This is a genomic window from Halobacteriovorax sp. (assembly GCF_048381875.1).
Taxonomy (GTDB): Bacteria; Bdellovibrionota; Bacteriovoracia; order Bacteriovoracales; family Bacteriovoracaceae; genus Halobacteriovorax_A; species Halobacteriovorax_A vibrionivorans.
The window spans coordinates 110,635-122,470 of the sequence record NZ_JBLXBP010000006.1; the positions used below are offsets into that span (position 1 = coordinate 110,635).

10 protein-coding genes are annotated in these 11,836 nt (G+C 34.7%); 9 read left to right on the forward strand and 1 reads right to left on the reverse strand.

From position 1 onward, the window contains the following. Positions 1 to 86: 86 nt before the first annotated feature. The 7 genes from dnaN (at position 87) to ACN5L8_RS14730 (ending at position 9,253) form a co-directional block, all read left to right on the forward strand. Positions 87 to 1,199, forward strand: coding sequence for a DNA polymerase III subunit beta (gene dnaN, locus ACN5L8_RS14700; RefSeq protein WP_114705998.1), 1,113 nt, complete (start codon positions 87 to 89; stop codon positions 1,197 to 1,199). A 14-nt stretch (positions 1,200 to 1,213) separates the two neighbouring features. Further along, entirely contained in the window at positions 1,214 to 2,296 is a 1,083-nt protein-coding gene (gene recF, locus ACN5L8_RS14705; RefSeq protein ID WP_162929467.1) for a DNA replication/repair protein RecF, read from the forward strand. 70 nt (positions 2,297 to 2,366) lie between these two features. Beyond that, complete coding sequence (gene gyrB / locus ACN5L8_RS14710) at positions 2,367 to 4,829, forward strand: DNA topoisomerase (ATP-hydrolyzing) subunit B (protein WP_114706000.1); 2,463 nt, start codon at positions 2,367 to 2,369, stop codon at positions 4,827 to 4,829. 21 nt (positions 4,830 to 4,850) lie between these two features. Next, on the forward strand, positions 4,851 to 7,358 hold the full coding sequence (gene gyrA / locus ACN5L8_RS14715) for a DNA gyrase subunit A (protein ID WP_114706001.1): 2,508 nt from the start codon (positions 4,851 to 4,853) through the stop codon (positions 7,356 to 7,358). Further along, positions 7,339 to 8,163 carry a tetratricopeptide repeat protein gene (locus ACN5L8_RS14720; protein ID WP_114706002.1) on the forward strand — a complete coding sequence of 275 codons (825 nt, stop codon included), beginning with the start codon at positions 7,339 to 7,341 and terminating at the stop codon, positions 8,161 to 8,163. Before gyrA ends, ACN5L8_RS14720 begins: the two co-directional genes overlap by 20 nt. A gap of 2 nt (positions 8,164 to 8,165) precedes the next feature. Further along, positions 8,166 to 8,366, forward strand: coding sequence for a hypothetical protein (locus ACN5L8_RS14725; protein ID WP_334677828.1), 201 nt, complete (start codon positions 8,166 to 8,168; stop codon positions 8,364 to 8,366). 263 nt (positions 8,367 to 8,629) lie between these two features. Further along, positions 8,630 to 9,253: a transposase gene (locus ACN5L8_RS14730; RefSeq protein WP_419173374.1), complete on the forward strand. Its 624-nt coding sequence runs from the start codon at positions 8,630 to 8,632 to the stop codon at positions 9,251 to 9,253. A gap of 24 nt (positions 9,254 to 9,277) precedes the next feature. Here the strand turns inward: ACN5L8_RS14730 and ACN5L8_RS14735 are convergent, their stop codons facing one another. Continuing rightward, positions 9,278 to 10,450: an O-antigen ligase family protein gene (locus ACN5L8_RS14735; protein WP_419173375.1), complete on the reverse strand. Its 1,173-nt coding sequence runs from the start codon at positions 10,448 to 10,450 to the stop codon at positions 9,278 to 9,280. Between the two features lie 57 nt (positions 10,451 to 10,507). Here ACN5L8_RS14735 and ACN5L8_RS14740 point away from each other — a divergent pair, with 57 nt between their 5' ends. Together ACN5L8_RS14740 and atpB are read left to right on the forward strand one after the other, a co-directional pair. Next, positions 10,508 to 10,876, forward strand: coding sequence for a hypothetical protein (locus ACN5L8_RS14740; RefSeq protein ID WP_334677826.1), 369 nt, complete (start codon positions 10,508 to 10,510; stop codon positions 10,874 to 10,876). A 3-nt stretch (positions 10,877 to 10,879) separates the two neighbouring features. Then, complete coding sequence (gene atpB / locus ACN5L8_RS14745) at positions 10,880 to 11,683, forward strand: F0F1 ATP synthase subunit A (RefSeq protein ID WP_199506609.1); 804 nt, start codon at positions 10,880 to 10,882, stop codon at positions 11,681 to 11,683. Positions 11,684 to 11,836 lie beyond the last annotated feature (153 nt).

Consider the following 11,836-nt stretch of genomic DNA (forward strand, 5'->3'; position numbering starts at 1 on the left):
GAAACACTTAAAACGCCTATGCTAGCTTGCTAACTGGTGTTTTCCATTATACAACAATAGCACAATTATTTCTGATAGGATTAAAAATGAAGCTTAGGGTAGATACAGATAACTTAAGAGATGCACTAAATAAAATTTTAACTGTAATTGATAAGAAGAATTCAAGACCAATCTTAACTTATACGTTACTAACTGTTAGCAATGAGAAAATATATTTATCAGCTACAGATTTAGAAGTATCAGCAAAGTATTCAATTAATGCATCAACTGAAGGTTCAGCTTCATTTTGTATAAACGCTAAGAATCTATTTGATATATTAAAAGAACTTCCTAACACAGATATCAACATGGAGTTGGAAGAAGGTGAAAATCTTCTAAAAATAAATTGTGAAGATATCCATTATTCACTTTTAATTTATGAATCAGATGAATTTCCAAACCTACATTTTGGAAACGAAAATACATTCAATCTAAATTCAGATGATCTATTAAATCTAATCACAAAAACTTCATATGCTATTTCAAATGATGAAACGAGACTTCACTTTAACGGAATTTATTTTCAAGAAGTAGAAGGGAAGTTAAGAGCTGTCTCAACAGACGGTCATCGATTATCACTAATTGAACACGACATAGCAGAACAAAATAATGAAGCACTTATTAATGGAATTATCATTCCAAAGAAAGGTGTATCAGAACTTAGAAAAGTTGCAGAAACTTATCCAGGTGCTAATCTGTTTATTTCTGTTGATGACTCTTATTTATATGTAACAGCTAATGAGCAATACCAATTAGGTATTCGTTTAATTGCTAGAGAATATCCAAAGTATCAAGCTGTAATTCCAGCTAAGACGACTTATTCACTAACAGCTGATAAAGAAACTCTTCAGCATGCTATTAGACGTATTAAAATTATGTCTAATGAGAAATCAAATGCAGTTAAGATCAAACTTACTGAAAATCATATGACAATCTCTGCTAACCATCCTTCACTTGGAGATGCGAAAGAGACGATCGCTGTTGATTACAATGGTAAGGAGCTTGAAATTGGATTTAATGCACGTTTCTTATTAGATTCAATTGCAATTTTAAATTCAGAAAATATTACTTTTGAATTCAATAATGAATTCTCAGCTGTGATTGTAAGATCAAATGATATCCAAAACTATCTTGGAATCATTATGCCACTTAGAATCTAAGAGATTATATTATTTTGAAGCTATCTAAGTTACAGATTACAAACTTCCGTAACCTCCAGCCAGATATTATATCTTTCAATAAGAATATAAATTGTATTTTAGGAGAGAATGGAAATGGTAAGACAAATATATTAGAAGCGCTTCATGTGTTAGTAACTCGAAAATCTTTTCGTAAAAATACAACTTTTCCACAGTTATTAAGTATTGATGGGGATAATCCTGAAATATTATTTTCATCTCTTTTTGAAAATGAAGGTGATCAAATCACTTTTACTGGAAAGATGAATCCTAATGGTTCTTCGTGGACTCTAAATGGAAAGAACACCAAGAAAAAGCTTGATGCAAAATTAGTATTTATTAATCCATTTGATTCATATTCATTTTCTAATATTCCAAGCTTTAGAAGAAAGTGGTTTGATGATCACTTATCACTACTTAGTCGCGATTATAAGAAAGTATTAAATCAGTACAATTCTTCTCTTAGATTTAGAAACGTACTTCTTTCTAAAAAGCCACCACAATTTAGAGAGCAGCTACAAGTTATCGATCGTCAAATGGCAGATTACGCTTACGAGCTAGTGGCCATGAGAAATCAATTTGTGGCCGAGTTAATTCCATATTGTGAAAAAACTTATCGCGACATTTTTTCAGAAGAACACGAGCTTAATATCCAAGTCGATTCACGTTTTCACGGCTTTTCACCAGATATGATCTATGATTACATGCAACAAAGACTTGAAAAAGACCTAGTTGTGGGGCATACGACGTATCAAGTCCATAAAGATGACTACGTGCTTCTTTTTGATGGAATGAATGCCTATGAATTCTGCTCTCTAGGCCAACAAAAAATGTCTTATTTGAGCCTCATATTTGCCTATATAGAGCTATTTAGGTATAACTTATACACCTATCCAATTGTACTTATCGACGATGTCTCAGGGGAATTAGACAAAGCGAGATGGGGTAGGCTTGTAAATTTTTTGGAACAACGAGAGTTCCAAGTATTAATTACAACGGCAAATGAAAAATTTAAGGAAGAATTAGAAAAAATTGATGGAGCAAATAAGATCTATATCTCTAATGGATCCATTCACTAATCTATCTTCCAAAAAATATATTTTTAAAACAACAACACACTGACACAAGAAATTGGAAGAGAGGTTCCTTTTGGAAAATCAAGAAAATCAAGCAGGAAGTATTGGTAAGGTCGGACAAGAATATGGTGCGAGCCAAATTAGTGTTCTTGAAGGACTTGAGGCCGTTAGAAAAAGACCGGGGATGTATATTGGGGATACTGCTAATCGTGGACTACATCACTGTGTATATGAAATTGTTGATAATGCAGTTGATGAAGCACTGGCAGGCTACTGTAGTGAAATTAAAGTTATTATCCACGTTGATAACTCTGTAACAGTTATCGATGATGGCCGAGGAATACCTGTTGATATCCATCCAAAAGAAGGTGTTTCTGCCGCTGAACTTGTTTACACAAAACTTCATGCAGGTGGGAAATTTAATGAAGATGGTGGAGCTTATAAAGTTTCTGGTGGTCTACACGGTGTAGGTGCATCTGTTGTAAACGCGCTTTCCAAGTGGGTTAAGATTGAAATTAAAAAGCATGGAAAAATCCATCAGGTAGAATTTAATCATGGCGTTACTAAAGCACCTCTTAGCATAGTTGGAGAATTAGAAGATCCAGAGCAAACTGGGACATCTGTAACTTTCAAGCCTGATAATGAAATTTTTGAAGTACATGAATTTAATTACGATACTTTAACAAGTCGTTTTAGAGAGATGGCTTTTCTTAATAGAGGATTAAAGATTGTTGTTAAAGATGAGAGAAATGATAAAAAAGAAGTATTTCATTATGAAGGTGGTTTAATTGAATTTGTTCAGTACTTAAATAGAGCAAAGACTGTCGTTCATAAGGCTCCGATTTATATATCTGAATCTCGTGAAGACTATGAAGTTGAAATCGCAATGCAATGGACGGATTCATACTCAGAAGTTCTTTCAGGTTATGCAAACGCAATTACAACTCCTGGTGGTGGAACACATATCTCTGGATTTAAAACTGCACTAACAAGAGTTGTAAATCAATATGCTAAAGAAAATAATCTTTTAAAGGGAATTAAAGCAAATCTTACTGGAGATGATATGAGAGAAGGTCTTACGGCCATTATCTCTGTAAAGCTTCCTGAACTTCAATTCGAAGGTCAGACAAAAGATAAACTTGGTAACTCTGAAGTCGAAGGGATTGTTAACTCTCTAGTTGGTGATGCTCTTAAGCGTTATTTAGAGGAGAATCCATCAACCGCAAAAACGATTATTAGAAAATCAGTTGATGCAGCCGCTGCAAGAGAAGCTGCACGTCGTGCTCGTGAATTAACGAGAAGAAAATCAGTTCTTGATATGGGTGGCCTTCCAGGTAAGATGGCAGATTGTCAGGAAAAAGATCCAGCACTTTCTGAAATTTATATCGTTGAGGGTGACTCTGCCGGTGGTTCTGCAAAGCAGGGACGTGATAGAAAGTATCAAGCTGTACTTCCACTAAAAGGGAAGATTCTAAACGTTGAAAAAGCACGTTATGACAAAATGCTTGGTAATGCCGAAATTAAAATGATTGTTCAAGCAATGGGAACAGGAATTGGTAAAGGGAATTTTGATATCTCAAAACTTCGTTACCATAAACTTGTTATTATGACAGATGCCGACGTCGATGGGTCTCACATTAGAACTCTAATTCTGACTCTTCTTTACCGTCAGTTCCCAGAACTTATTGAGCAAGGTTATGTGTATATTGCACAACCACCATTATATAAATACAAGAAAGGTAAGAAAGAGATTTATCTTAAAGATGAAAAAGCTCTTGAGACTTTCCTTGTTGCAAACGCAATTGAAGGAACAGCAATTAACTTCAATGGTGAAATGATTGAAGAAGACACGGCCAAAGGCTTAGTTAATAAGTTTTCTCAATACGATAAGACACTTAAGTCTTACGATATTCACTTTGATACTCTTCTTCTAAGACATTTAATTGAAGAAATTGGAATTAGAGCTGCTGACTTAAAAGATAAAGCAAAATTAGAAAAAATTGTTACTGACTTAGATACACACTTCAAAGCAAATGAAGCTGAAACATTAAGAAATTATGCTTTTACTATCGAAGAAGATAAAGAGCATGAGAGTTTTCAACTTCGTATTACTGTTAAAACGACAGCTCGTACAAAGAAATTTAAGCTTTCTTCTTACTTCCTTGAATCTTCAGAGTATGCAGATTTAATTAATCTCTATGATGGAATTCAAAAGTACAAAGTAGGGAAGTTCTTATATCAACCTGAAAAAGGTAACTCGAGAGAATTTGGAACATTACGTGAATTTGCTAGTTTTGTTATCGATGATGCAAAACAAGGTGCATATATTCAACGTTATAAGGGTCTTGGTGAGATGAACCCTGAGCAACTTTGGGAAACTACAATGAATCCTGAAAATCGTACTCTTCTACAGGTTAAGATTGAAGATACGATTGAAGCAGATTCTGTATTCTCTGTTCTAATGGGTGACCAGGTAGAACCAAGAAGACAATTCGTTGAAGAAAATGCACTTAATGTAAGGAACCTAGACGTTTAAACGTTTTGCGAGGATTAAGAAATGACTGATGAAACAAATACAGTAGATAATGGTGACGGTGGAAATCACAATCACGGAAATATTCAACAAATCGGTATTCGCGATGAAATGAAAAATTGTTACCTCGATTACGCTATGTCTGTAATCGTTGGGCGTGCACTTCCAGACGTACGTGACGGGATGAAGCCAGTTCACCGTCGTTGTCTGTACGCTATGCACTCACTTGGTAACTATCACAATAAACCATTTCTAAAATCTGCCCGTGTTGTCGGGGATGTTATTGGTAAGTATCACCCACACGGTGACTCTGCGGTTTATAATACAATCGTTCGTATGGCCCAAGATTTCTCAATGAGATATCCAATGGTTCAAGGTCAAGGTAACTTCGGTTCAATTGACGGTGATAACGCTGCGGCCATGAGGTATACAGAGATCAGAATGCAAAAGCTTTCTGAGGAGATGCTTAAAGACTTAGATAAGGAAACAGTTGATTGGCAACCTAACTACGACGACTCTTTAAAAGAGCCAACAGTTCTTCCATCAAAGATTCCTAATCTTCTAGTTAATGGATCTGCTGGTATTGCCGTAGGTATGGCCACAAACATTCCACCACATAACTTAACAGAAGTTATGACAGCACTTACTCAACTTGTTGATAATCGTGATATGACGATTGATGAAATCATGCAAGTTATTCCAGGTCCTGACTTTCCAACTGCAGGAACGATCCATGGAACTGAAGGTATCCGCTCTGCCTATAAAACAGGTAAGGGTGTTGTTCAAATGCGTGCAAAAATGGATGTGGAAACACATGGTAAGAAACAAGATCGTGAAAGAATTGTTATTACTGAACTTCCATACCAAGTTAATAAAGCAAAACTAATTGAAAAGATTGCTGACCTAGTAAATTCTAAGTCACTTGTTGGGATCTCTGATCTTCGTGATGAATCTTCACGTGAAGGTATTCGTGTTGTAATTGATCTTAAAAAAGGTGAGATTGCTACAGTAATCATGAATAAGCTTTATAAGCAGACTGCCCTTCAGTCTTCTTTTGGTATTATCTTCCTTTCAATCGTTAACTCTTCTCCAAAAGTTCTTAATATTAAAGAACAACTTGAGTGTTTCATTGATCACAGACGTGAAATTATTATTCGTCGTACAGTTTATGAATTGAAGAAAGCACGTGAAAGAGCGCATATCTTAGAAGGTTTAAAAGTAGCTGTTGAAAATATTGATGAAGTTGTTGAGATGATTAAAAAGTCTGACGGGCCAACAGATGCTCGTGAGAAATTAATGTCAACATTCTCATTAAGTGAAATTCAAGCTCAAGCAATTCTTGATATGAGACTTCAACGTCTAACTGGTCTTGAAAGAGATAAGATCATTGCAGACTATGAAGCAATTATGAAAGAGATTGCACGTTTAGAAGGTATCTTAGGTTCTGAAGAAAAAATTAAAAATATCATCAAAGAAGAGTTCACTGAAATCATTGAAAAATATGGAGATGAAAGAAGAACTGAAATCGTTGCAAAAGCAGACGAAATTCAAATTGAAGATTTAGTTGCAAAAGAAGAGATGATTGTAACAATCACTCATAAGGGATACGTAAAACGTATGCCACTTGATACTTACAAAGCGCAAAAGCGTGGTGGAAAAGGTGTTAAGGGTGCTGCTAATGAAGATGATTTCTTCACAAATATTTTTACAGCTAATACACATGATAAGCTTCTATTCTTCACATCTCGTGGACAAGTTTTCTCTAAGAAAGTTTATGAGATGCCAGAAGGAACTAGAACTTCTAAAGGTAGAAATATCGCTAACCTAATCCAAATCCCAAGTGGAGATCGTGTAACAGAAATTATTAGAATTCCACACGATATGGATATGGAAGAGAAGTACTTAATTTTTGCAACTAATAAAGGTCTTGTTAAGAAGACGGCCCTTTCTGAATACTCTAATGTTAAGCAGTCAGGTCTAATTGCAATTAAGCTTCAAGATGGTGATTATATTGTAAATGTTAGAATCAATGATGGTTCAAAAGATATTCTTCTTTGTTCATCAGCTGGTAAAATTATCCGTTTCGACACTTCAGATGCTCGCGCTATGGGACGTGTTTCTCAAGGTGTAAAAGGGATTAATATCAATGCTGAAGAAGAGCGTATTATCGGAATGGAATTAATTGATGATAATATGGAAATTCTATCGGTAACTGAAAATGGGTACGGTAAACGTACTGAATCTTCACAATATCGTAAGCAAACTCGTGGTGGGAAAGGGATTCTAGCGATGAGACTTACTGATAAGAATGGTGAGATTGTTCAGATTAAGCCTGTTATTGAATCTGATGATTTAATGATCATTACAGACCGTGGTCAGGTTGTTAGAACTAAGGTTTCTGGAATTTCTCTAATGGGTCGTGCAACACAAGGTGTACGTCTTATTAAGCCAAAAGAAGGTGAGAAGGTTGTTTCAATCGCTAAGATTGTTGAGCCAGAAAACGACGGAATTGATGAAAATACTGAAGAATAATTTTCACATACTTAAAAGGGCCGGCCATGTGCTGGCCTTTTTAGTTTTAGGACTTTTCATGTCTGCTTGTGACTTCACACCAAGAATTCACAAGGATATTTTAATTGCTCAAAATTATATTACTAATCAAGAATATGCCCTGGCGGTGAAGCAGTATCATAAGATACTTGAGATGGCGCCAAATGATGAAATTAAAATTAAAGTTAATTACCAAATAGCAGAACTTTATTCTGTTTCTCTAGGACAATACTATAAGGGTATTGCTTTCTACGAAAAAATTCCAAAGCTTACAACAGATCCAGTTTGGCTTGTAAAAACACAAGAAAGAATTGGTGAGATTGCTTTTTTATATATCAATGACTATGAGAAAGCCGCTGATGTTTACAGTAAGCTTTCAGACTTTAGACCTAAGCTTTCTAATCATGATCTCTATGAATATCGCTTAGCAATTTCTTATATCAAATTAAAAAAATATGATATGGCCACAAAGCATTTGGTTACGATGCATAATAACGGTAACCATAAATACTTTGTGGATAGCTTTTATCAATCTGGTGTTCTCTATTTTGATAAGCAAGAATGGAACCGCGCTATCCAATATTTTCGTGAATACATAAAACGTGAAGACCGCCGTGATTTAAAAGTCCGTGCAATATTTCTAATGGCAAATTGCTATGAAACAATTGAGCGTTTGAAAACTGCATACGATCTCTACTATTCAATCTTAGGTGAATACCCAAATAATAAAGTTATTCAAGAACGACTTAACTCTGTTTATGAACGACGTGTAGCAAGGAAGAGATAACGATGGCGCTTTTCGATCCAAAGTGGATTAAACCCATGGCCCTTGCAATGTCGCTTCCATCAACTGCCTTGATCGTTGCTTGGGGCCTATGGGAAATGGTTGATGCCAATATCATCACTCAAGGTTGGGCCATTTTTATATTCCTGGCCGCAATTGGAAATATTTTAATCTCAATGGTTATTTTTGCTTTGAAAAAAAAGTAGGGTACGTCGATACTTTTCGAAGTTTTGAGCACTTAACTGTTTTTGTAATTCATTAATTCAAAGTTTAAAGCTTAATTCGGCTATAAATTAAGATATTCATGTTATTTTCTTGTAGATTAATTCAATTAGTTTCTCTTATGACATTCTTTCGTACTAAAAAATTTGTAACTTATTGATAATGTCAAAAGTATCGACGTACAGATTAACAAAAATGAAATATATTATCAATTGAGCATTCTTTAATTCATTTTATTTTATGTTTAGTGGATAAGCTTTGCATGCCTAGAAAAAAGAGAGTTTTCCAAAATCATTATCCATATCACGTTACACGACGAACAAATAATCGTGATTGGTTTAATCTTCCATTATTTGAAGTGTGGGATCTTATTAAAGATTCATTTAAATATGCTCAAGACAATGCACCTGTAGTTATTCACGCTTTTGTTTTAATGGATAATCATTATCATTTATTAATCTCAACTCCTAAGTGTAATCTGCACCATTTCATGATGTATTTTAACCGTAGAATATCACGAGAAATAAATAGACGTAGTAAAAGAGAGAATCATTGTTTTGCTAACGAATATAAAGCGACAATTGTTGATGATCAAAGATACTTACGTACAGTTTATCGATATATTTATCAAAATCCAATTAGGGCCAAGATTACTGATGATATATTTAGTTATCCTTATTCTTCTTTGCATTTTTCCTCATATGAAGCAAAGCTATTCAACTTTAAACCGCATTTTCACTTCGCAAAAGAAAAGGCAAATATTGAAAAAAGATTTTCTAGCGATATAGAAAGAATAATACGCTTAGGACTCCGTCGAAATAGATTTCAAATTTCGGAGAAAAATAGAAGTATAGCAAGTCGATACTTGTAAAAGTATCGACGTACCTTTTACCTTTTACGTTTTTTTCCTAATAAATAACATTCCATACATGACAAATAATATTGAAGTCACCGGACCGATGTAAAGTGGAGCATCAGTCATAGTAATGGATAAATAGGTCGCAAAACCTGGTAGGGTAATGAGAAAGCTTTCTCTGAAGCTAAGTAAATATGTTAGAAGCCAACCTCCAAAGAAAAGTACATAGGCAATTGTTCCTATAGAACCAGTCATGGCCATAGCATCTAGGAATTGATTATGAGAGTGTTCCTTGCAAAATCGTGGTTTAATATCGTTTTCATTTTGGATGTCAGGACATACGGCTTCGTAATTTCTAAGTCCATAGCCTAGTACTGGTTTATCCTCATACATTCGTAGTGCTGTTTTAAAGAGTGCGATTCGATATGAGTCACTATTATTATTTTTCTTAAAGCGATAGATACCCAAATCAACTTGATTGATGACTACATACCCAACAGCTCCAGCAAGTATTGCGCCTAAGATTAGACCAGCTGAGAAGATCTTTTTATTTGTGTAATAAAAAATAAATGGCAGACAAGCGATAAATGAAAGAATTGCTCCACGTGTATAAGAATAATAAAGTCCGATAAGGTTAATAATCAAAGTAATGATAAGAACTTTAGTATCGACGTACCTTTTGAATTTAGAGCGGTGTACTAATGCAGCAAGTGTCATGGCAGAGATCATGGCTATCGGGTAAGAGTAGTACATAGCTCCACCCATTAGAGCACCTTGATTTCTTCCGTAAGTATCGACAGTAAATTTCACAATATTATAGTGAAAGAGAACTTGGATAACACCTACGAATGAACTAAATGCACTTAGAGTTAACGTCCAAAAAATTAAACGCTTAATCCATTTTTCACTAAGCATATGGCCATATTGATAGAATCCACCGGCAAAAATAAGTGGGATAAAATAATACTTAATTTTTGAATAACTACCTGCTCCATTTACAAGAACTGAGAGAATCAGAATGAAAATAAATGCAGAGAAGAAAATCTGTAATTTGTTCTTAAAAACTTCTTTATAAGAATCTTTTGATACGTAGAATGCTAAAATGACAAAAAGCAGCATTCCTATTGTTGAAAATGCCTTATAGAAAATTGTCATTGTTAAGTAGAAGAAGATCGCCCAAGCAAGTAGATTTGCCTTCTTAGTCTCTGTCATATTTTATTCCCGTCAAAAGTATTTGAAATTAAGAGAAATTATAGTAACTATGCGTTCATGTTTAAAGAATTAATTAATAAGATTAGCTTTAGTCGCTATTTTATTTTATCTCTTCCATTAGCTGCAATTTGTCTCTTTTTTCTTACATTTGGAAAAGAATGGTTAGCGTTCGGGATCATTTATGCGGCCACTGTAATATATTTAGTCATGTTTTGGATGGCCGTAGATGAGCTAATAAAGCCACATCGCGTTGAAGGCTATAAGGCAAATAAGAAGTATCTAGCGTTTTTATTTATAGGGAAGACTGCAATTTTAATTGGTGCCTTATTATTTAGTGTACAAATTCTGGAAAGTAAGATAATTATACCGGTAATAAATTATTTCTTAAATATATTTGTGCTGGGCGCCAGCATCAGAAAGGACTAGTTAATGAAAAAAATGGCCCTTCTTTTATCGACTCTATTAGCGACAAATGCACATGCAGCAGGTGGATTCCTTTGGTTAGGTGAACTATCACAGGCTCTAGGAGCTAGCTATGTGGATCACATCTTCACAAAGTCATTCGTTGCAATTTTAATTCTTTTAATTGCTCTAGCTTATAGATTAAGAGTATCAAAAATGACTCTTGATGAAACAGTAGTCCCTGACAAAGGAATTACTCTTAGAAACTTAGTTGAGATGTATGGTTCATTCATCTACACTCAATGTCGTGCTGTTCTTGGTGAAGAAGATGCACCTAAGTATTTTAAATTCATCGCATTTCTATTTATTACAATTTTCCTAGCAAACGTTATTGGTCTTATTCCAGGTTTCTTACCTCCAACAGAATATATCAATACAACGTTAGCTCTTGGTGTTCTTTCATTTGTTTACTACAACATCAAAGGTTGTAAAGAACTTGGAACTATGAACTACCTTGCTCACTTTGCTGGGCCACTATGGTATATGGCAATCTTAATTTTCCCAATTGAGATTCTTTCAAACTTTATTCGTCCTCTATCTCTAGCACTACGTCTTAGAGGTAATATGATGGGTGACCACCACGTACTTACAACATTCCTTAACCTTGAAATTCTTGGTGTAAATGTTGGTATGTTTGGTGCTGCTATCCCATTCTACTTACTTGGGCTTCTAGTTTGTTTTATCCAAGCTTACGTATTTACAATGTTATCAATGGTTTATATTAGCTTAGCAACTGCTCACCACGATCATGATGAGCACCACGCGCACTAATAAAAACTTAAACTTATTAATTTAACTGTTACTTGATCAAAGTAACTAACGTTTTAGGAGACTATTATGGAAAACACTCAAGCAATTAAGTACATCGCGTATTTCTTAGCAATGGCTATCGCTGCATACGGTGGTACTGCTGCACAATCAAGA

What these genes read in the sequence shown, in the direction of transcription:
- dnaN (WP_114705998.1), top strand. Translation starts at nt 87, where the DNA reads ATGAAGCTTAGGGTAGATACAGATAACTTAAGAGATGCACTAAATAAA.
- gyrA (WP_114706001.1), top strand. Translation starts at nt 4,851, where the DNA reads ATGACTGATGAAACAAATACAGTAGATAATGGTGACGGTGGAAATCAC.
- ACN5L8_RS14720 (WP_114706002.1), top strand. Translation starts at nt 7,339, where the DNA reads ATGAAAATACTGAAGAATAATTTTCACATACTTAAAAGGGCCGGCCAT.
- ACN5L8_RS14725 (WP_334677828.1), top strand. Translation starts at nt 8,166, where the DNA reads ATGGCGCTTTTCGATCCAAAGTGGATTAAACCCATGGCCCTTGCAATG.
- ACN5L8_RS14735 (WP_419173375.1), bottom strand. Translation starts at nt 10,450, where the DNA reads ATGACAGAGACTAAGAAGGCAAATCTACTTGCTTGGGCGATCTTCTTC.
- ACN5L8_RS14740 (WP_334677826.1), top strand. Translation starts at nt 10,508, where the DNA reads ATGTTTAAAGAATTAATTAATAAGATTAGCTTTAGTCGCTATTTTATT.
- atpB (WP_199506609.1), top strand. Translation starts at nt 10,880, where the DNA reads ATGAAAAAAATGGCCCTTCTTTTATCGACTCTATTAGCGACAAATGCA.